This is a genomic window from Erwinia rhapontici, from assembly GCF_012271765.1.
Taxonomy (GTDB): Bacteria; Pseudomonadota; Gammaproteobacteria; order Enterobacterales; family Enterobacteriaceae; genus Erwinia; species Erwinia rhapontici.
In genome coordinates this window covers 66,178-85,393 of record NZ_VRKO01000004.1, presented here as the reverse complement: position 1 = coordinate 85,393, position 19,216 = coordinate 66,178, and the positions used below count along the sequence as shown (strand labels likewise).

The following is a 19,216-nucleotide window of genomic DNA, read 5'->3' as shown; positions in this document are numbered from 1 at the left end:
CCTTAACGCTCTTCGTGGATCAGGCTGCCGCTGAGAATACAGAAGACGCCCATCAGGTCAGCATGACGAATAATCACTTCGGTCTGCTCGTTCACTTTCGGTTTGGCATGATAGGCGATGCCCAGCGCTGAGGCTTTGATCATCGGCAGATCATTGGCGCCATCACCGACGGCCACCGTCTGCTCTGGAGCAATCTCAAACCGGGCAGCCAGCTTACGCAACGTGTCTGCCTTATATTGTGCATCAACGATGTCGCCCAGCACTTCGCCGGTCAGCTTGCCATCGCGGATTTCCAGCACGTTGGCGGCAATCGCCGACAGGTGCAGCGTATCGCGCAGGTATTCAGCAAAGTACGTGAAGCCGCCGGAAGCAATCGCTACATGCCAGCCCAGCGCCTGCAGCTTAGCAACCAGCGAAGTCAGGCCCGGCATCAACGGTAGCTGGTCACGCACGGTTTTCAGAATGTTGGCATCGGCATCTTTCAACGTGGCCACACGCTGACGCAGGCTGGCGGCGAAGTCCAGTTCACCGCGCATCGCACGCTCGGTGACTTCCGCCACCAGCTCGCCGCTGCCCGCCAGTTTGGCGATCTCGTCGATGCATTCGATTTCAATCGCCGTGGAGTCCATATCCATCACCAGCAGACCTGGCGTTTTCAGGTGGGGAATGCGCCCTAACGGAGCAACATCCATGCCCGCATCGTGGGCCAGCTTCATCGCACGCGGTGTCAGGGAACCGGCCAGGCGTACCACCTGATAATCCTCCACCACCCAGGCACTGACGATCACCATCGCAGCGCCTAACTGGCGCTGATATTCTGTCAGTCGGGCCTTATCGAGTTGGCGCCCATACAGCAACCAGCCGGTACGGCCAGCACGGTAATCCAACGGCATCACTTCATCACCGCTCAAAGATAGAGGTAACCCCGGCCAGAGAGAGACTTCGGCAGGCAGGTCGCACCAGGTGAGGCTATTTGGCATCACAGCTCCTGTAAGGACTTAATTATCACTATTGTTGCTCAACATAGGCAGAGCATTAAAACCACGCAAGAGGCTACCCTGTAAGCCCGCCTTCTGGCAACATAAAGCTAATGACCGGAAAGCGGTTCTTTCTCCAGGATTGAAGGGTTGAGATGGCAAAAGCCAAACTGAAGTTTCGTCTTCACCGTACGGTGATCGTCCTGATTTGCCTGACACTCCTGGTCGTGCTGATGCAGGGCGCCTCGTGGTTCAGTCTGGGGCACCAGATGGCGCGTTCTGAACAGGTTGAAGAACTGGCCCATACGCTGACACGCCAGGTCGCCTGGACGCTGACGCCGCTGATGGACAATCCGGATGATAATCATCAAAAAATTATCGATTCACTCGACCAGATGACCCATGAAAGCCGCATTCTTGATGCTTCACTGTATGACAGCGAGGGAAGTTTGATCGCACACAGCGGTGAAAGCATTAACGTACGCGACCGCCTGGCACTGGATGGCCAGCGTGCCGGTAGTTACTTTAACCATCAGATTGTCCAGCCGCTGGCGAGCAAAGACGGCCCGCGCGGATTTCTGCGCGTCACGCTGGATACCCATGTACTGGTCACCGAAGCTAAGCAGGTGGATAACACCACCAATATACTGCGCTTAATGATGATCCTGGCGTTGGCCATCGGCATTATTCTCTCCCGTACTCTGCTGCGCGATCGTCGTACCCGCTGGCAGCAGTCGCCGTTCCTGCTCACCGCAAACAATCCGGTGAAAGAGGATGATGACGAGAGTGAAACAGACGCTGAAACAGTCGGTAGCCCTCCGGCTTCCGATACAGAAAATAAAGCGACGTCTTCCTTATCTAACAGCAAATAAAGCTATTCCGTTGAAATAGCTTTTCGTGTTCTGTACTCCTTTTCACCTCAGCTGCATCTTAAACACTCCCGAGCGCTTATGCGTTCTTGATGCCTGAAAACTAAGGAGTACAACGATGAAACGGAGCTTTATTATCATCACGATGACCACTGTGGGCCTGTGTTTTTCTGCTGTTGCTGTTGCCGCAGATCAATCCGGGATCGCTGTTTATTCCACTCAAAAAGAGTTGAAATCCCTGTCGTCAGATGGCCTGGATAATTACGGGAAAACGTTTAACGTTACGCTGAAAAATACCACAGCGAAAAATATCGACTTGCAGATGTTTTGCCTGAAAGGGTATTCGCGTGATGGCCGGGAATTCCCGGTTGACCGTGTTGATGAGCATCTGGCGCGCGGGAAATTAAAACCTCAGGGCAAAGTCACAGGGCCGGTGATTTTCTCTGCCGCTGACGACAGTGTGTTTGATATCAACCGGGTGAAGATTACGGACAAATGTCGTTAATGAAGGTCGGCTGTGCGCGGCATTTCGCGTGATTTTTTGAAAGGAACGCTGATAAACGGAGGCTGGCTGAATGCCAGCCTCGCGGGAGAAATTACTCTTTATCGCCCAGCAACACAGATTCCAGCGCGATTTCAATCATCTCGCTGAAGGTGGTCTGACGCTCTGCGGCGGTGGTCTGCTCATGGGTACGGATATGGTCAGATACGGTGCAGATGGTCAGCGCTTTGGCGCCAAACTCTGCGGCCACGCCGTAGATGCCTGCAGCTTCCATTTCCACACCCAGAATGCCGTACTTTTCCATCACGTCGAACATCTGTGGGTCTGGCGTATAGAACAGGTCAGCAGAGAAGATGTTGCCCACACGCGCTTTCACACCCAGCGCTTTCGCTGCATCAACCGCGTTACGGACCATGTCAAAATCAGCAATCGCTGAGAAATCGTGGTCTTTAAAACGCATGCGGTTCACTTTGGAATCGGTGCAGGCACCCATACCAATCACCACGTCACGCAGTTTCACATCGGCACGTACCGCACCGCAGGAGCCCACACGGATGATTTTTTTCACGCCGAATTCGGTGATCAGCTCTTTCGCATAGATAGAGCAAGACGGGATGCCCATGCCGTGACCCATGACGGAGATCTTACGGCCTTTGTAAGTCCCGGTGTAGCCCAGCATACCGCGCACGTTATTCACTTCCACGGCGTCCTGCAGGAAGGTCTCAGCAATGTGCTTTGCACGCAGCGGATCGCCCGGCATCAGCACAACGTCAGCGAAATCACCCATCTCAGCGTTAATGTGTGGCGTAGCCATGTTTCATCCTTATCTCAAAAAATAGAGTGTTACTTCAACCTTCAGAATAACGGCTTACCGTATTCCATGGGTGAAAGACCAAAATAGTGAGCGACCGTCTGACCGATATCGGCGAAGGTATCGCGATAACCGTAATCACCCGGCTTCACGCCCGGCCCGTAAATCAGCACAGGAATATGCTCGCGGGTATGCTCGGTGCCCTGCCAGCTTGGGTCACAGCCGTGGTCAGCGGTGAGGATCAGGATATCCCCTTCTTTCACCTGTGCCATCAGCTCAGGCAAACGGCGGTCGAATAACTCCAGCCCACCAGCATAGCCAGGAATATCGCGGCGGTGTCCCCAGGTTGAGTCAAAATCAACAAAGTTAGTGAACACAATACTGTTGTCCGGCGCTGTTTTCATTTCAGCGACAGTGGCATCAAACAGCGCATCCAGGCCGGTCGCCTTCACCTTTTTGGTGATGCCGACATGCGCATAGATATCCGCAATTTTACCCACTGAAATCACTTCACCGCCCTGCTCGTCAACCAGTTTTTTAAGGACGGTTGGCGCAGGCGGCTCTACCGCCAGGTCGTGACGATTCCCGGTACGCTCGAAGTTTCCTGCTTTGTCGCCAATAAACGGACGCGCAATCACGCGGCCAATATTGTACCCCCCTTCGGTAAGCGCTTCACGGGCAATCTCGCAAAGTTCGTAGAGGCGATCAAGGCCGAAGGTCTCTTCGTGGCAGGCAATCTGGAACACCGAGTCGGCAGAGGTATAGAAAATCGGCTTACCGGTTTTCATATGTTCTTCGCCCAGTTGGTCGAGGATCACCGTGCCGGAAGAGTGGCAGTTGCCGAGATAACCCGGCAAATTGGCTTTTTCCACCAACAGATCGAGCAGCTCCTGCGGGAAGCTATTTTCCAGATCGCTGAAGTACCCCCAGTCAAACAGCACAGGTACACCGGCGATTTCCCAGTGACCCGACGGCGTGTCCTTCCCGGAGGAGAGCTCGCTGGCGTATGCGTAAGCGCCAATAATCTCGGCGTCTTTATCCAGCCCCAGCGGGAATTTACCGCTAGAGGCTTCCGCCGCTTTACCTAAACCCAGTGCCGTGAGGTTGGGCAGATGGAGTGGGCCTTTACGCCCTTTGTCTGCTTCACCCTTGAAGCACGCCTCAGCAATATGTCCGAGGGTATCCGAGCCTTTATCGCCAAACTTGTCGGCGTCTTTGCTGTACCCGATCCCAAAGGAATCAAGCACCATGATAAATGCACGTTTCATCCTGATCTCCTGCGCGATAGTCGCGATGAGCGTTAAAAAAATGCGATCAGAACAGAATACTCCTTCTCAGGATATTCTGCGATAAATAACTGGCGTTGAGGCGGGTACGCCCTCCCCAACGGCAACGGCGCGTTTTACCGCGCTGGCCGCTTCCTGCCAGCTGGCTTCATCAGACGCGTGGATCACGGCCAGCGGACGCTGACCGTCCACCGCATCACCCAGTTGCGCCACATCGCTGAAACCTACGCTGTAATCAATACTGTCACTGGCGCGACGACGGCCGCCACCCAGCGATACTACCGCCATGCCAAGTGCTCGCGTGTCCATGGCATTAACGATGCCAGGCCTGTCGGCAAACACCGCTTTGCTCAACATCGGTGCAGGCAAATAACTGTCCATCCGTTCAATAAAGTCTGTCGGTCCTTTCTGTGCTGCCACCATACGGGCAAATATTTCAGCCGCACGGCCATTATCCAGCACAGACTGAAGCTTGCTGCGCGCATCATCTGCCGACGTTGCCAGGCCACCGGAGAGCAGCATCTCGCTGCACAGCGCCATCGTCACTTCCAGCAGTCGCGGATTGCGGTATTCACCGGTGAGGAACTGCACCGCTTCGCGCACTTCCAGCGCATTTCCTGCACTGGATGCCAGCACCTGATTCATGTCCGTCAGCAACGCGGTGGTCTTGCATCCCGCGCCGTTCGCCACGCCAACAATCGCCTGCGCCAGCGCCTCTGATTTTTCAAACGTCGGCATAAACGCACCTGACCCCACTTTCACATCCATCACCAGCGCATCCAGGCCTTCAGCCAGTTTTTTGGCGAGGATCGACGCCGTAATCAGCGGGATCGAGTCAACTGTGGCGGTAATATCACGTGTGGCATAGAAACGTTTATCTGCCGGTGCCAGTGAGTTGGTCTAGCCAATGATCGCCACACCCACTTCTTTAATGATCTGGCGGAAACGATCGTCCTGCGGAAAAATATCAAAGCCGGGGATCGCCTCAAGCTTATCCAGCGTGCCGCCGGTATGACCAAGGCCACGGCCAGAGATCATCGGTACATAACCGCCGCAGGCCGCGACCATTGGCCCCAGCATCAGGGAGGTCACATCGCCAACGCCCCCCGTGGAGTGTTTATCCACCACCGGGCCATTGAGATTAAGCGCCTTCCAGTTGAGTACCGAACCGGAGTCACGCATGGCCATGGTTAACGCCACGCGCTCAGGCAGCGACATATCGTGAAAGTAAATCGTCATTGCCAGTGCAGCAATCTGCCCTTCAGAGACCGTGTTATCACGCACACCATTGATAAAGAAACGGATCTCTTCTTCACTTAGCGCCTGTCCATCACGTTTTTTTCGAATAATTTCTTGTGGCAGAAACACGGTAACCCCCGGTATTAATAGCGAAAATGGTTCAACGGGTAGGGCATGCCCTACCCCTACGGGTAAACAGGATGGTGATACCCGCCGTCACAGCGGTCAGGCAGACCTGACCCGTCAGCTGTTAGTATTTGCTGTCGCTGGTTGCGCCTGAGAAGCCCGCCGCATTTAACAGACTGGCCAGCAGGCTGGAAGCGCCAAAACGGAAATGGCGGGCATCGGCCCAGTCGCTGCCCAGAATGTCATCTGCCAGTTTCAGATACAGTGCAGCATCATCGGCGGTGCGCACGCCACCGGCAGGCTTAAAGCCGACCTGCTGCTTGACCCCTTTTTCGGCAATCACACGCATCATGATTTCCGCCACTGCAGGGGTGGCGTTAACCGGCACTTTGCCCGTTGAGGTTTTGATAAAGTCAGCGCCTGCATCGATGGCAATTTCGGATGCTTTGCGGATCAGTGCTTCCTCTTTCAGCTCACCCGTTTCAATAATTACTTTTAACAGCACGTTAGCGTCTGAACACGCAGTTTTACAGGCTTTTACCAGCTCAAATCCGACGGTTTCGTTACCCGCAATCAATGCGCGATACGGGAATACCACATCCACTTCATCCGCACCGTAGGCGATCGCTGCACGGGTTTCCGCCAGTGCAATATCAATATCATCGTTGCCGTGCGGGAAGTTGGTCACCGTAGCGATGCGAATGTCTGGGGTCCCCTGCTCACGCAGCGTCTTGCGGGCAATCGGAATAAAACGCGGGTAGATACAGATGGCTGCCGTGTTACCACCCGGAGATTTCGCCTGGTGACATAACGCGATCACTTTAGCGTCAGTATCATCCTCATTGAGCGTGGTTAAATCCATCAGTTGCAGCGCACGCAGCGCCTGAGTTTTCACATCGGACATCGTTCTCTCCAGACAGGTTTTATGAGGGCGGGGTCGACATATACTCAACCCGCGACGCCCTGTAATGTTAAAATTATAACAGTCAGCATTAGACTGTTTTGTGGGTGATTTCACAATAAAAGGATTCTTGTTTCATCATTTTCGCAAGAAATTTGATGTTCATCACGCAACAAGGCGCCACCGAGGCAAATAACGGCGTTCAGCGACATCATAAGGAAATGTTATAATTATAACATTCTGTTTTTCGTTATGTGGAAGGATAAAAGTATAGTCAGCTCACACGCCAAATAGCGTACGGGTGTTTTCTCGCAGAGTATCAGCAATATGTTGCGGGGATTCGGGCCGGAGTGCACACAACGTTTCCCAGACTTCCCTGACCCGCTCCGGACGGTTGGGCTGCCCCTGATACCCCTGTAATGGCATGTCGGGTGCGTCGGTTTCCAGCAGCAACGAAGTCAGCGGCAGCCGGGAAAGAGTCTGCCGAGTTTTACTGGCGCGTTCATAGGTAATGGTACCGCCTACGCCAATCGCATAGCCCGCACGGATAAAGGCCAGCGCCTGCTGTTCGCTGCCGGCAAAACCATGTACCACACCACAACGTGGCAGGCTGATACGGCGCAGATGCATCGCCAGCTTGTCATGAGTGCGGCGTGAATGCAGGATCACCGGCAGGTCATAATCACGCGCCAGCCTAAGCTGCGCATCCAGCAGCGCCTGCTGTCGTTCGAACTGCGGATTGTCGATGTAGAGATCGAGACCAATTTCCCCAATCGCCACCAGCTTCGGGTGCCGCCGTTGCAGATGCTGCTCCAGCACCTGCAAATCCTCAGGCCGATGCTCTGCAATCGCCATTGGATGCACGCCGAGCGCGGCATAAACCGCATCATGGCACTCAGCCAGCGCAATCACCCCATCAAAGCGCTCTGCGGAGACGCCAACAGCAATAATTCGCTCAACGCCTGCGGCAGCCGACCGTTGCAGGCTGGCCGTTTCATCCCCCACAAACGGCGGAAAATCAAAATGGCAGTGGGTGTCTACAAAGCGCAGCGTCATGCCAGCGATCCTTTATCAAAATCTTCATCATTACCCGGCAACGATGGCAGGTTAATCCCCTGCCGATGCGGTTCATTGGCAACGGGCAGCAATGGCACCACCGGCCGCCGGATAAGACGGTTGCCGTCGTTTAGCCACTGACCGAGCGTGGCAAGAAAATAACGCCCACAGCGGCGGCCAAGGTGATAATCCTGATTGAGCGCAGCAATCCGACTGCCGAGCGCGTTGCTGGCCAGTGGGCGCGGCGGATAGATTTCAATAATGCGCAGCGAATCCGGCGGGTTGTCGATAAAGCGCTGGATCTCGCGATAGCTCTCTTCATGCACCTGCAAAACGTTGATCAGCGGTTGCAGTGCGCCCTCACTCAGCCAGCGTTCAACGCGTTTCAACCACAAAGGAGTATAGGTCATCTGCGAGGGTACCGTGCGGATCACCACTATGGTTTCCGCGCCGCGCCGTGCGGCTTCGCGCACCGGAATGGCATCGCGGATGCCGCCATCAAGATAGCTGACGCCGGAGAGATCAACACCCGGCCGGTAAAAACCCGGAATGGCGCTGGAAGCCTTGATAATGTCATGCCAGGTATCGGCGGTCGGTGAAAAATAATCCGGCGTATAATCGTCGCTTCTGCAGGCACACATATAGAATTCGCGACCGCTGGAGAACAGTTTCTCCCCGGCATCAACGGCCAGTGGGAACTCTTTGCGGGTCACATCGATCAGCCAGTCGAGATCGATCAAATGCCCTCCACGCACAAAACGCAGCGGATCAAAGAACTGTTTACGGGTGGTATAACGGGTGATGACACGGCGAGCGTAGCCCGGTTGGCCGCAGACAAAAGCAGAGAGATTTTGCGCCCCGGCAGAGGTGCCGAGCATCAGATCAAAGGGGTTGAAGCGGGCCTGCTGGAAAGCGTCCAGTACACCGGCGGTGAAGATACCGCGCTGCCCACCGCCTTCGCATACCAGAGCGAGTTTGCCTGGCCGGAAGGGTGTTAACGCCAGTGGCTCAATATTGCCAAGGGTTATCGGAATGCGTGTGCCCAAGCCAGGTATCCTCTCAAGGTAAAGAGAAAGAGGATACCTGTTCTTGGTCAGGTGCGTGAGGCGCTTATTGCTTATTCAGCGACTCAGGCCAGGGACTAAAGTTTTTTACGCCCGGTAAACAGGCTGACAAGGAAAATAATAATACCGACGAAAAACACAATCTTAGCTGCGCCTGTAGCCGCACCCACTAAATTACCGAAGCCCAGGACTGCGGCAATCAGCGCAATAATCAGAAAAATAATACCCCATCGAAACATATGTCTCTCCTTACCAGTAGTGAAGTCTAACTATTTTTTATCATTCACATCTCCTGCCAGGCAGGGGGAATGTTTGTTCTGTGCAGATGAATCAACTGGCGGCCCCGGTAAACCAGGGCCGCTGGTTTATTACGATTTAACGGTCAAATCGTTTTTAACGCTCTTAACACCTTCAATCGCTTTGGCAATGCCTTCAGCGCGTTCAGACTGCGCCTGGGTTTTCACCGTACCGGAAAGCTGTACCACACCATTGGTGGTTTCCACTTTCACATTGCGCGAAGGAACGATGTCATCAGCTAACAGTTTAGCTTTAATTTCGCTGGTCGTTGCTGCATCACCGGCATAACCGCTAACTGTCTGTTTTGTGCTGTCTTTTACGTGCAGTTTGTCACTAACGGATTTCACACCTTCCACTTTCTTCGCAGCGGCCACGGCCAGTTCAGCCTGCTCCTGCGAAGTCACGAAACCGTTAAGTGTCACCACACCACTGTGTGTTTCAACGGAAATATCGGTGCTTTTAATCGCATCGTTATCCACCAATGCGGCTTTTACCTTAGCGGTAACGCCGCTGTCATCCATGTAGCCACCGACTTTTTTCATAGAGCTATCGATTTTCGAACCCGCGCTATCCGCCGTAGACTCTGTTTTGTTCATCAAGGTGCCTTCTGCCAGAGCAGAACCGCTTACCAGAGCAGAACCTACCACTAACGCCATCAGGGTTTTTGTCATCTTAGTCTTCATCATCGATTCGTTCCTTTTGTCTTTTACCACTCACAACGGTGAGCTTTTCAGTCACAAACGGCGTGACTGTAGTTGTCGGCAATTCGTGCTGCTTTTGCCATTGAACGTTGCAGCCATCGCGCCGCATATTTTTCGTCCTGTAGACATGAATATAGTCGGTAATGAGGATTTCACCGGGAATGGTGGTTGATTTGATGGATAAAGCAGCAAAAAAGAGGGGTTTTAGGAGGAGTCTGTAAAGGTGATTCAGGGCGGACCGGTAAAGAAGGTCCGCCCCTCTGCGGGATTAATGCTCGCGGGTTTTGCGGAACACCACGTCAGGATAACGCTCCTGGGTGATATTCAGGTTCACCATGGTCGGTGCGATATAAGTGAGGTTGTCACCGCCATCAAGCGCCAGGTTGACCTCATTTTTACGCTGGAATTCATCGAACTTCTTCGCGTCACTGCACTCCACCCAGCGGGCGGTTGAGACGTTGATCGCTTCGTAGATCGCTTCCACGTTGTATTCGCTTTTCAGACGCGCAACCACCACATCGAACTGCAGCACCCCAACAGCGCCAACGATCAGATCGTTGTTGTGCACCGGGCGGAACACCTGCACTGCCCCCTCTTCTGACAGCTGTACCAGCCCTTTCAGCAGCTGTTTCTGCTTCAGCGGGTCGCGCAGACGAATACGACGGAACAGTTCCGGGGCGAAGTTCGGAATACCGGTGAACTTCATGTTCTCACCCTGGGTAAAGGTGTCGCCAATCTGGATGGTACCGTGGTTATGCAGGCCGATAATATCGCCCGGATACGCTTCTTCAACGTGCGAACGGTCACCCGCCATAAACGTCAGCGCATCGGCGATCACCACATCTTTCCCGGTACGGACCTGACGCAGTTTCATGCCTTTTTCATATTTACCGGAGACCACACGCATAAAGGCCACGCGGTCACGGTGTTTCGGGTCCATATTGGCCTGGATCTTAAACACGAAGCCGGTAAATTTCTCGTCCGTGGCGCTGACGGTACGTACGTCAGTGTCACGCGGCATCGGTGAGGGTGCCCACTCCACCAACCCGTCCAGCATATGGTCAACGCCGAAGTTACCCAGCGCCGTACCAAAGAATACCGGGCTTAATTTACCTGCCAGGAAGGCATCGCGGTCGAACTCATGCGAAGCCCCCTGCACCAGCTCCAGCTCATCACGCAGCTGTGCCGCCAGGTCTTCACCAATCGCCGCGTCAAGCTCCGGATTATCCAGCCCTTTGACGATGCGCACTTCCTGAATGGTATGGCCTTTACCGCTCTGATAAAGGTAGATTTCATCTTTGTACAGGTGGTAAACGCCCTTGAACAGTTTGCCACAGCCGATAGGCCAGGTGATTGGCGCACAGGCGATTTTCAGCTCGCTCTCAACTTCGTCCATCACTTCCATCGGGTCGCGGATGTCACGGTCAAGTTTGTTCATAAACGTCAGGATCGGCGTATCACGCAGACGGGTAACTTCCATCAGCTTACGGGTACGATCTTCAACGCCTTTTGCGGTGTCAATCACCATCAGACAGCAGTCAACCGCCGTCAGCGTACGGTAGGTATCTTCGGAGAAGTCTTCGTGCCCTGGGGTGTCCAGCAGGTTGACCAGGCTACCGCGATAAGGGAACTGCATCACCGAGGTGGTGATCGAGATCCCACGCTGTTTTTCCATCTCCATCCAGTCAGATTTTGCATGCTGGTTAGAGCCACGGCCTTTTACCGTACCGGCGGTCTGAATAGCCTGTCCGAACAGCAGCACTTTTTCAGTGATGGTGGTTTTACCGGCATCCGGGTGAGAAATGATGGCAAAAGTGCGGCGACGAGCCACCTCTTGCATAAACGGTGCATTTGACATGAAGCTTCTTCTGGTTTGGCGCTGTGCCAGTGCACGGCAGAGCGCGTGCGACGGTTTTCACAGCCGATTAATCAATAATGGTCGGCATTTTCGCCTATCCCGGCGTCAGACACAATGACTGACCGGCGCTTATTCAACCGAAAGCGTGCGCGCAGGCTTACTGCTCTTCAGTACGGCCTGTGCAATGCCGCACGTTCAGCTTCACACTCGGCCCGGCAGCCGCAGCCCTCAAGGTGATCGTTCACCAGCCCCAGCGCCTGCATCAGCGAGTAAGTGGTCACCGGTCCCACCCACGTCCAGCCCCGTTTTTTCAATGCTTTCGACATCGCTGTCGCTTCCGGTGAGGTGTTTTGCGTTTGCCAGTAATGCAGGTCAATGCGCTGTGGGCGATCGGCTGCTGTCGGTTCAAACTGCCAGAACCAGGCTGCCAGTGACCCGGCTTCTGCCACCAGTCTCTGCGCACAGCGGGCATTGTTAATCGCGGAGAGGATCTTGGCGCGGTTTCTGACAATGCTTTTATCTGCCATCAGTCGCGTCACATCCTGCTCGTCATACTGCGCGACGAGAGAGAAATCGAAACCGTCGAACGCACGGCGAAAGTTTTCGCGCTTGTTATAAATCATCTGCCACGACATGCCAGAGTGAAAACTTTCCAGGCAGACTTTTTCAAACAGCAGGCGATCGCTCACCACAGGCCTGCCCCATTCGCGATCATGATAGTCAGGCATTGTCGCCTGCCAGGCGCAGCAGCGCCGTCCATCCAGGGTTGTTATCAGCCCCTCCTGCTCAAGATGCGCATTGTCAGATGCCGCCATTTTTCCTCTCCTTTTGATCAACAGTGCTCATTGAGGATAAACCTGGGGTTGCAGAGAATGCTATATGTGAACTGTATTTATCGGCATGGTCCATACTTTCAGGCCATCGCGATCCCGTTCCCCTAAGAAAGGACCATTACTGCTATGAGTAACAACGACTATCAACCAGCCAAAGTCTGGAGCGAGAATAAAGGTCTGGGTGGCACCTGGGGCAGCATTAACCGCCCAACCGCGGGTGCACGTTCTGAAGCCAGCCTGCCCGTCGGGAAACACCCGTTGCAGCTCTACTCCATGGGCACACCAAACGGCCAGAAAGTGACCATCCTGCTGGAGGAGTTGCTGGCACTGAACGTGCAGGGCGCGGAATATGACGCGCATCTGATCCGCATTGGTGAAAGTGAGCAGTTCACGTCCGGTTTTGTTGCGGTTAACCCGAATTCAAAAATCCCGGCGCTGCTCGACACCACCACGGTTCCGGGCACTCGCGTGTTTGAGTCTGGTGCAATCCTGCTGTATCTGGCGGAGAAATTCGGGCATTTCCTGCCAAAAGATGCGGCGGGACGTACTGAAGTGCTGAACTGGTTATTCTGGCTACAGGGCGCGGCGCCTTATCTTGGTGGCGGCTTCGGGCATTTCTATCACTATGCCCCGGTCAAAATTGAATACGCCATTGACCGGTTCACGATGGAAGCCAAGCGTCAGCTCGACCTGCTGGATAAGCAACTGGCAGAGCATCGCTACATTGCCGGAAACGAATACAGCATTGCCGATATCGCTATCTGGCCGTGGTATGGCGCGCTGGTGCAGGGATTGATGTATGAAGCCGCAGAGTTTATTGATGCCGCCTCATACAAAAATCTGGTGCGCTGGACCGAAGAAGTCGCACAGCGCCCGGCCGTCAAACGCGGCCGCATCGTCAACCGGACATGGGGTGCGCCGGAAGAGCAGTTGCCTGAACGTCACGACGCATCAGATTTCGACAAACTGGGGCGGTAAAACACCTGACCGGGCAACGTAAACGGGCCGATCGAAAACAATGTTCGGCCTCTACGCGTCGGGGGCGGACCTTCTTTTTCGGTCCGCCCGTTACACTAATTTATCCTGGAGTTCTTTCAGCGATGTGACCTGCCAGGTCGGGTTGATCCCTTCCGGCTGCGCCCGACCTTCGGCATTCAGCCAGCAGGTGGCCAGACCCGCATTAATCCCCCCCAGAATATCTGAATCCGGGTTATCCCCGACCATCAACACCCGCTCACGCGCAGGATTGCCCATGCGGGTCAGCGCATAATCAAAGATCGCCGGATGCGGCTTGGCATAGCCCACCTGCTCAGAAATCACCAGCAGATCAAACACGCCCAGGAAGCCGGTACGTTCCAGACGCGCCTGTTGAAGGGCCGTAAAGCCGTTGGTGATGATGCCCATTTTCACCCTGCCCTTCAGCGCATTCAGCAGGTCGACGGCACCGACCAGCGGCGTGCAAATCTCAGCCATTGCGCTCAAAAAGCCACTGTTCAGGTCCTGAGCGGTGACATCCAGCTTCGCGGCCCAGCTCTCAAAACGCTGATGCTGTAACTGCAAGGCGCTGATCGCCCCGTTCTGATAATCCACCCACAGCGGCTTATTAATCGCCTGATAATCATCGTAATCGGCACGGCTAAACTGCACGTCGTACTGCTGAAACAGACGCTGCAAACCGGCAAACGCATCGAAGTGGAATAACGTGTCGTCAGCGTCGAATAAAATCCAGTCCCAGTCTTTTAGCATCAGTGAGGTTCCCTGTTAAATAGTTAAAGCCATCATGATCGCGTCTTCTTTACCGTCTATCGTCGGATAATAGTTGCGGCGTATTGAGACTTCATTGAAATCCAACTGCTCATAAAGCGCGATAGCCGCCGTGTTAGACGCGCGCACCTCCAGCCACAGCGTCAGTACGCCGCGCTGTTCCAGCTCGCTAATCAGATGCTGTAACAGCTGGCGCCCGAGGCCACGGCGCTGAAACGCCGGATCAACGGCCAGGTTAAACAGCGTAGCTTCATCCAGCACGACCTGCGTAATGGCAAAGGCGGCCAGCACGCCGTCCACCTCCAGGCGAAAGTTCAGGTAACGTTCGCCCTGATTGCTGGAGAAGGTTTTTTCTGACCAGGGAAAAGCGTGGCTGCGCTGCTCAATGGCAAACGCCTGTTCAAGATCGTTCGGGGTGAGTAAAGAAATCTGATTCATGTTGGCAAATCTGCAGCCAGAGCGCCCGTTTGGCGTCGGCATTGTGATAAAGCTCCGCCAGCAAAGGCGAAGCCAGTTGGGTTCCGGCCAATGGCACCGGAGCATCGAGCCCTAAACACCAGCTGGCACAGCGGGCGTCATCCGGCAGCATCATAAGTTGGTCAGGGGTAAATATCTGCACCTGCGGCTCATGCAGGTTCAGTGCGCGCAGAACGTCCATCACTAACGGATCGTTCAGCACCGGGGGCGTTTCTGCCACAATCACCAGGCGAATTTCTGCGGGCAAGGTCACCGCAATTTCCCCCTGCAAGGCACGCGGACGCCGCAGCGTATACTGCGTTATGCCCATTTGCTGTAATAACCAGTCACGTCTGGAAGACATCTTTTTTTCCTGTCTGGTCGCCTGATTGCGTCGCCATGCTAGCAAATTCGTCGAAACTGCGCCAACAAACGACTATAATCGCCGCTCTGATTTATAAGGAGCCATCGATGTCCGCATTTACCCCGGCCAGTGAAGTGATACTGCGCCATAGTGATGAGTTTACTGAACGCCGCGTGCTGTTTGCTGGTGACCTGCAGGATGACCTGCCCGCCCAGTTGGAAACGGCACTGAGCCGGGTACATACCCAGCAATACCATCACTGGCAGATCCTCAGCCGTGCCCTTGGGGAAAGCGCCCATTATGGCCTGGTTGCCACCGCTGAGGTGGTCGCCGACTGCGACACTCTGGTCTATTACTGGCCAAAGAACAAACCAGAAGCACAGTTTCAGTTACAGAATCTGCTGTCACTGCTGCCCGTAGGCTGCGATATTTTCGTTATCGGCGAAAACCGCAGCGGCGTTCGCAGCGCGGAGCAGATGCTGGAAGGCTGGGCAACGGTCACTAAGATCGACAGCGCCCGCCGCTGTGGTCTCTATCATGGCCGCCTGGACAAGCAACCGACCTTCGACGTTGACAGTTTCTGGGATGAATACCCGCTCGGCGATCTCACGATTAAAACGTTGCCTGGCGTGTTCAGCCGCGATGCACTGGATATTGGCAGCCAACTGCTGCTCTCCACCCTTAAACCGCACACCAAAGGTAAAGTGCTGGATATGGGCTGCGGCGCGGGGGTGATTGCTGCCCTGCTGGCCAGTCACTCGCCGAAAGTGCGCCTGACGCTGACCGACGTGAATGCGGCGGCGATTGAAGCCAGTAAAGCCACGCTGGCGGCGAACCAGCTCGAAGGTGAAGTGTTCGCCAGTAATGTCTACTCCGACATTCCGGGCCGCTTTGACATGATCCTCTCCAACCCACCGTTCCATGACGGCGTGCAGACCAGTCTGGATGCTGCACAGACGCTGATCCGGGGGGCCATTACTCACCTTAACACCGGCGGTGAACTTAGGATCGTGGCGAACGCCTTCCTGCCTTACCCACAGGTGCTGGACGAAACCTTTGGCAGCCATGAAGTGCTGTTGCAGAACGGACGCTTCAAGGTTTACCGTGCCGTGAAAGGCCGTCCACCGAAGAAATAATCCTCTGTGACGTGTCGGATGATGGCACCGGGCGAGGCTTGCCTCGCCCCTGGGATTTCAACTCAGAATCCGTAGGGGTCAGGGCCGCATGAGCCGCTTGCGTTGGTTTTCCAGGCGATTGTTTCGACAATAAGAAATAACTGTTGACGTACTTCATAAAATCTCTAGAATGCGCCTCCGTGGTTGCGATATAACGTTGTTATGTTGCGGGTATGCGAAGGTGGCGGAATTGGTAGACGCGCTAGCTTCAGGTGTTAGTGTCCTAACGGACGTGAGGGTTCAAGTCCCTCTCTTCGCACCAAAAACCACGTTGTTCATATTACGCAGCATCTGCGCGAAGGTGGCGGAATTGGTAGACGCGCTAGCTTCAGGTGTTAGTGTCTTAACGGACGTGAGGGTTCAAGTCCCTCTCTTCGCACCAAATGCGGTGATATGAATAGAAAGTTCAACAGGACGCGAAGGTGGCGGAATTGGTAGACGCGCTAGCTTCAGGTGTTAGTGTCTTAACGGACGTGAGGGTTCAAGTCCCTCTCTTCGCACCATGTTGAATCCCTCTGCAGTGACTCCCACGATACCCTTCTGATTTCATTATTCATCCGCCTTATCTTTATCCATACCGTACTTCTGACGCCAAAACGCTCCCTGCTATTTGTTTATCAGCCCGGATGATCTCCGCTGGTCAGATCGTCGTAAAATTCACTGAAATCGCCGCAAGACCGCCAGCCAGTGCGATGCAGGAAGGCAGCAGCATATAGTGGCGCAGACGCTTGTGAAACAGCATCACCACGGTTGCCAGAAATGCCACGACCATCAGCACACGCCACTCACTGAATGACAACTCCATTAACGCCACCAGCGGCATCATGGCGCAAGGAATCAGTACACCCCACCCACTGTCCAGTCTTTTACCGATCATCCCGCTAACCCCACACAATCTCAAATGATAATGATTACCAATAGCATATGATAGTTTTTATCACTTTGCAGCAACATTGTTGAAACTTTGTCCCTGCGGATGACAGCCCCAGGTTTAAGTGGTAAATTGGCAACGATTACCATTCAGAAAAATCTAATAATAACGGCTCTAAACTATTCCAATTACGAGATATCAGTCGAGTCTGCGTGCCAGCACTTTGATATTTCAGGGCAGTCACGAGTAACTATAATGAAATTACAAAGCTACGATGAATTGCTTCACAGCAAGCATCGGCTATCGCTGATGCTATTTCTTTTTTTAAACACAGCTACCGCCATCTTTTGTCTGTTTAATGTTAATAGCATTGCCACATCCATGGTTACTGTACCAACGGCAGCCATCATAATATTGAGCATTACGTTGTTAATATGGATGGTTTTAAAACCTTTAGGTCAATTTCCGCTATTAAATATTGCCGCACTGCTGACAGGATTACTTTGGGCATGGCAAATCGTATTGAAGTATCACCAGAGCTTTTATTTTGATGGCAGCTATCTGCTGATCGCTCTGGTCAGCGTATTCTTTATCAGTGCGATTGCGCTGGGCGATCACCTGTTCGCCTTCTGTCTGCACACCCTCCCGGCGTCTGTGGCGGTACTGGTGCTGGATCACGGCCAGAATACGTTGGTTATCCTCTTTACCATCATCCTGCCGCTGTTTGGCTTTACCCTGCACCATCTGATGCAACGGCGGCGCGATAACTTTACCCGGCGCCTTGTCAGCCAGTTGTATGAAGAGAAAGAGACCTACAGTGACCTGAGCATGTTGGACCCGCTCACCGGGCTGTATAACCGACGCGGACTCAAAAACCGTCTGGAAAATATTCTCGATAATCATGCCGGCAGCCACTTCGTCCTGCTGCTGGATATTGATCATTTCAAAGCTTATAACGACAACTATGGCCATGCGATGGGAGATCAGGCGCTGGCTCGCGTTTCAGTGGCTATCCGTGACGCGGTGCGATCACGCGATATCGTCACACGCTACGGCGGTGAAGAGTTCCTGGTATTATTGACGAATGTTAATGAATCGATTGCGATGAAGCTGGCAGAGCGTATTCGCCAATACGTACTGGATCTGGAAATTCCTCATCGTTTTAATGATCGGGTAGCGACACATGTCACCATTAGCGCCGGGATTGCCCCGTTGATTGAAGATGACTTTGATAATGCCCTGGCCAATGCTGACCGTGCGTTATATCTGGCAAAAAATCAGGGCCGTAATACCATCCTCTCTCATCAGGATATGATAAAAAAACCGCTTAACCAGCCCGCCGATGCACTTTAAAAATGAAATTGGCCTTTTTTAGGGCCAATTCATTTTAAAAACTTAACCTTTTTTTTAATACAAACTCCCGCCAAACAGCCTACCATTAAGGTATTAGCGCGAATTAAGTTTTTTAATGATTAATATCTCAGTTTATTCTTTACCAGTGAATACCTGTTTTTCCGTTTTACAGACCGCTGACAATATGGCAATTTTATCTCCTTAAAAAGCAGGAGATAAGCATGAGTCTGGAGTCTGTACGGCAGTTTTTTGCCGATCGCGCACCCGAAATTGACATCATTGAACTGTCAGAAAGCACTGCCACCGTTGCCCTTGCCGCCGCCGCCCACCGGGTTGAACCGGGGCAGATTGCAAAAACGCTGTCACTCAAAGTGAAAGACCAGGTGGTATTGATCGTGACCCGTGGCGACGCCCGGTTGGATAACCGCAAACTGAAAGAGGCGCTGGGTGCCAAAGCCCGAATGCTGAACACCGATGAAGTGGTAAGCCTCACCGGGCACCCGGTGGGCGGCGTCTGCCCGTTTGGTCTGGAAAATCCGCTGACGGTGTATTGCGATATCTCGCTCAGGGACTATCAGGAAGTCCTGCCCGCCGCAGGTGCCATCCACAGTGCAGTACGCATTTCGCCAGAGTATATGGCACAGCTGACCGATGCCAAATGGGTTGATGTTTGCCAGCCCCCGGCCCTGTAAGCACACAGGGTCAGGCATGCC

The 19,216-nt window shown here is 53.7% G+C and carries 20 protein-coding genes, 3 tRNA genes and 1 pseudogene; 9 read left to right on the top strand and 15 right to left on the bottom strand.

Annotated features, from left to right (window positions below):
• Nucleotides 1-2: 2 nt before the first annotated feature.
• Nucleotides 3-980: a phosphoserine phosphatase gene (serB, locus tag FVB43_RS02430; protein WP_133842395.1), complete on the bottom strand. Its 978-nt coding sequence runs from the start codon at nt 978-980 to the stop codon at nt 3-5.
• Nucleotides 981-1,132: 152 nt separating this feature from the next.
• Here serB and FVB43_RS02425 point away from each other — a divergent pair, with 152 nt between their 5' ends.
• Together FVB43_RS02425 and FVB43_RS02420 are read left to right on the top strand one after the other, a co-directional pair.
• Nucleotides 1,133-1,849 (top strand): YtjB family periplasmic protein, encoded by a 717-nt coding sequence (locus FVB43_RS02425; RefSeq protein WP_133842396.1) that lies wholly within the window; start codon nt 1,133-1,135, stop codon nt 1,847-1,849.
• Between the two features lie 115 nt (nt 1,850-1,964).
• On the top strand, nt 1,965-2,351 hold the full coding sequence (locus FVB43_RS02420) for a DUF4354 family protein (RefSeq protein ID WP_133842397.1): 387 nt from the start codon (nt 1,965-1,967) through the stop codon (nt 2,349-2,351).
• Nucleotides 2,352-2,442: 91 nt separating this feature from the next.
• Here the strand turns inward: FVB43_RS02420 and deoD are convergent, their stop codons facing one another.
• From deoD to FVB43_RS02370, 10 genes and pseudogenes are all read right to left on the bottom strand, one after another.
• Entirely contained in the window at nt 2,443-3,162 is a 720-nt protein-coding gene (gene deoD / locus FVB43_RS02415) for a purine-nucleoside phosphorylase (protein ID WP_133842398.1), read from the bottom strand.
• A gap of 41 nt (nt 3,163-3,203) precedes the next feature.
• Nucleotides 3,204-4,427 (bottom strand): phosphopentomutase, encoded by a 1,224-nt coding sequence (deoB, locus tag FVB43_RS02410; RefSeq protein ID WP_167863341.1) that lies wholly within the window; start codon nt 4,425-4,427, stop codon nt 3,204-3,206.
• 66 nt (nt 4,428-4,493) lie between these two features.
• Nucleotides 4,494-5,813, bottom strand: a pseudogene (deoA, locus tag FVB43_RS02405) (thymidine phosphorylase).
• A 121-nt stretch (nt 5,814-5,934) separates the two neighbouring features.
• Nucleotides 5,935-6,714: a deoxyribose-phosphate aldolase gene (gene deoC, locus FVB43_RS02400; RefSeq protein ID WP_133842401.1), complete on the bottom strand. Its 780-nt coding sequence runs from the start codon at nt 6,712-6,714 to the stop codon at nt 5,935-5,937.
• Between the two features lie 276 nt (nt 6,715-6,990).
• On the bottom strand, nt 6,991-7,767 hold the full coding sequence (locus FVB43_RS02395; protein ID WP_167863340.1) for a TatD family hydrolase: 777 nt from the start codon (nt 7,765-7,767) through the stop codon (nt 6,991-6,993).
• On the bottom strand, nt 7,764-8,813 hold the full coding sequence (locus FVB43_RS02390) for a patatin-like phospholipase family protein (RefSeq protein ID WP_159336854.1): 1,050 nt from the start codon (nt 8,811-8,813) through the stop codon (nt 7,764-7,766). The genes FVB43_RS02395 and FVB43_RS02390 overlap by 4 nt, the downstream gene beginning before the upstream one ends.
• Nucleotides 8,814-8,908: 95 nt before the next feature.
• Nucleotides 8,909-9,070, bottom strand: coding sequence for a DUF1328 domain-containing protein (locus FVB43_RS02385; RefSeq protein ID WP_133842404.1), 162 nt, complete (start codon nt 9,068-9,070; stop codon nt 8,909-8,911).
• A gap of 129 nt (nt 9,071-9,199) precedes the next feature.
• Nucleotides 9,200-9,814, bottom strand: a complete 615-nt coding sequence (gene osmY / locus FVB43_RS02380) for a molecular chaperone OsmY (RefSeq protein ID WP_133842405.1) — start codon at nt 9,812-9,814, stop codon at nt 9,200-9,202.
• A gap of 283 nt (nt 9,815-10,097) precedes the next feature.
• Nucleotides 10,098-11,687 carry a peptide chain release factor 3 gene (prfC, locus tag FVB43_RS02375; protein ID WP_133842406.1) on the bottom strand — a complete coding sequence of 530 codons (1,590 nt, stop codon included), beginning with the start codon at nt 11,685-11,687 and terminating at the stop codon, nt 10,098-10,100.
• A 167-nt stretch (nt 11,688-11,854) separates the two neighbouring features.
• Nucleotides 11,855-12,502, bottom strand: a complete 648-nt coding sequence (locus FVB43_RS02370) for a DNA-3-methyladenine glycosylase I (RefSeq protein ID WP_133842407.1) — start codon at nt 12,500-12,502, stop codon at nt 11,855-11,857.
• A 144-nt stretch (nt 12,503-12,646) separates the two neighbouring features.
• Between FVB43_RS02370 and yghU the strand changes: the two genes are divergently transcribed.
• Nucleotides 12,647-13,498 carry a glutathione-dependent disulfide-bond oxidoreductase gene (gene yghU / locus FVB43_RS02365; protein WP_133842408.1) on the top strand — a complete coding sequence of 284 codons (852 nt, stop codon included), beginning with the start codon at nt 12,647-12,649 and terminating at the stop codon, nt 13,496-13,498.
• Between the two features lie 90 nt (nt 13,499-13,588).
• Here yghU and yjjG read toward each other — a convergent pair whose 3' ends face one another.
• From yjjG to FVB43_RS02350, 3 genes are read right to left on the bottom strand one after another with little or no spacing between them, the layout of a single operon-like run.
• On the bottom strand, nt 13,589-14,266 hold the full coding sequence (gene yjjG / locus FVB43_RS02360) for a pyrimidine 5'-nucleotidase (protein ID WP_167863339.1): 678 nt from the start codon (nt 14,264-14,266) through the stop codon (nt 13,589-13,591).
• A gap of 15 nt (nt 14,267-14,281) precedes the next feature.
• Nucleotides 14,282-14,722, bottom strand: a complete 441-nt coding sequence (rimI, locus tag FVB43_RS02355; protein ID WP_133842410.1) for a ribosomal protein S18-alanine N-acetyltransferase — start codon at nt 14,720-14,722, stop codon at nt 14,282-14,284.
• On the bottom strand, nt 14,685-15,104 hold the full coding sequence (locus FVB43_RS02350; protein WP_133842411.1) for a DNA polymerase III subunit psi: 420 nt from the start codon (nt 15,102-15,104) through the stop codon (nt 14,685-14,687). Before FVB43_RS02350 ends, rimI begins: the two co-directional genes overlap by 38 nt.
• Nucleotides 15,105-15,211: 107 nt before the next feature.
• On the opposite strand from FVB43_RS02350, the gene rsmC reads away from it, so the two are divergent.
• The 4 genes from rsmC to FVB43_RS02330 all read left to right on the top strand — a co-directional run bounded on the left by rsmC (nt 15,212) and on the right by FVB43_RS02330 (nt 16,782).
• The gene (rsmC, locus tag FVB43_RS02345) at nt 15,212-16,240 is read left to right on the top strand and encodes a 16S rRNA (guanine(1207)-N(2))-methyltransferase RsmC (RefSeq protein ID WP_159336852.1); all 1,029 of its coding nucleotides are present in this window, start codon (nt 15,212-15,214) and stop codon (nt 16,238-16,240) included.
• Between the two features lie 214 nt (nt 16,241-16,454).
• A tRNA-Leu gene (locus FVB43_RS02340) sits at nt 16,455-16,541 on the top strand.
• Between the two features lie 33 nt (nt 16,542-16,574).
• Nucleotides 16,575-16,661 (top strand) — tRNA-Leu (locus FVB43_RS02335).
• 34 nt (nt 16,662-16,695) lie between these two features.
• Nucleotides 16,696-16,782 (top strand) — tRNA-Leu (locus FVB43_RS02330).
• 137 nt (nt 16,783-16,919) lie between these two features.
• Here the strand turns inward: FVB43_RS02330 and FVB43_RS02325 are convergent.
• Nucleotides 16,920-17,156, bottom strand: a complete 237-nt coding sequence (locus tag FVB43_RS02325; RefSeq protein ID WP_133842413.1) for a DUF1435 domain-containing protein — start codon at nt 17,154-17,156, stop codon at nt 16,920-16,922.
• Nucleotides 17,157-17,405: 249 nt separating this feature from the next.
• Between FVB43_RS02325 and FVB43_RS02320 the strand changes: the two genes are divergently transcribed.
• On the top strand, nt 17,406-18,503 hold the full coding sequence (locus tag FVB43_RS02320) for a GGDEF domain-containing protein (RefSeq protein WP_133842414.1): 1,098 nt from the start codon (nt 17,406-17,408) through the stop codon (nt 18,501-18,503).
• A gap of 221 nt (nt 18,504-18,724) precedes the next feature.
• Nucleotides 18,725-19,195 (top strand): YbaK/EbsC family protein, encoded by a 471-nt coding sequence (locus FVB43_RS02315; protein WP_133842415.1) that lies wholly within the window; start codon nt 18,725-18,727, stop codon nt 19,193-19,195.
• Nucleotides 19,196-19,216: the final 21 nt, after the last annotated feature.

Coding starts and splice junctions, on each gene's coding strand:
- serB (WP_133842395.1), bottom strand. CDS start 980: ATGCCAAATAGCCTCACCTGGTGCGACCTGCCTGCCGAAGTCTCTCTC.
- FVB43_RS02425 (WP_133842396.1), top strand. CDS start 1,133: ATGGCAAAAGCCAAACTGAAGTTTCGTCTTCACCGTACGGTGATCGTC.
- FVB43_RS02420 (WP_133842397.1), top strand. CDS start 1,965: ATGAAACGGAGCTTTATTATCATCACGATGACCACTGTGGGCCTGTGT.
- deoD (WP_133842398.1), bottom strand. CDS start 3,162: ATGGCTACGCCACACATTAACGCTGAGATGGGTGATTTCGCTGACGTT.
- deoB (WP_167863341.1), bottom strand. CDS start 4,427: ATGAAACGTGCATTTATCATGGTGCTTGATTCCTTTGGGATCGGGTAC.
- deoC (WP_133842401.1), bottom strand. CDS start 6,714: ATGTCCGATGTGAAAACTCAGGCGCTGCGTGCGCTGCAACTGATGGAT.
- FVB43_RS02395 (WP_167863340.1), bottom strand. CDS start 7,767: ATGACGCTGCGCTTTGTAGACACCCACTGCCATTTTGATTTTCCGCCG.
- FVB43_RS02385 (WP_133842404.1), bottom strand. CDS start 9,070: ATGTTTCGATGGGGTATTATTTTTCTGATTATTGCGCTGATTGCCGCA.
- osmY (WP_133842405.1), bottom strand. CDS start 9,814: ATGATGAAGACTAAGATGACAAAAACCCTGATGGCGTTAGTGGTAGGT.
- prfC (WP_133842406.1), bottom strand. CDS start 11,687: ATGTCAAATGCACCGTTTATGCAAGAGGTGGCTCGTCGCCGCACTTTT.
- FVB43_RS02370 (WP_133842407.1), bottom strand. CDS start 12,502: ATGGCGGCATCTGACAATGCGCATCTTGAGCAGGAGGGGCTGATAACA.
- yghU (WP_133842408.1), top strand. CDS start 12,647: ATGAGTAACAACGACTATCAACCAGCCAAAGTCTGGAGCGAGAATAAA.
- yjjG (WP_167863339.1), bottom strand. CDS start 14,266: ATGCTAAAAGACTGGGACTGGATTTTATTCGACGCTGACGACACGTTA.
- rimI (WP_133842410.1), bottom strand. CDS start 14,722: ATGAATCAGATTTCTTTACTCACCCCGAACGATCTTGAACAGGCGTTT.
- FVB43_RS02350 (WP_133842411.1), bottom strand. CDS start 15,104: ATGTCTTCCAGACGTGACTGGTTATTACAGCAAATGGGCATAACGCAG.
- rsmC (WP_159336852.1), top strand. CDS start 15,212: ATGTCCGCATTTACCCCGGCCAGTGAAGTGATACTGCGCCATAGTGAT.
- FVB43_RS02325 (WP_133842413.1), bottom strand. CDS start 17,156: ATGATCGGTAAAAGACTGGACAGTGGGTGGGGTGTACTGATTCCTTGC.
- FVB43_RS02320 (WP_133842414.1), top strand. CDS start 17,406: ATGAAATTACAAAGCTACGATGAATTGCTTCACAGCAAGCATCGGCTA.
- FVB43_RS02315 (WP_133842415.1), top strand. CDS start 18,725: ATGAGTCTGGAGTCTGTACGGCAGTTTTTTGCCGATCGCGCACCCGAA.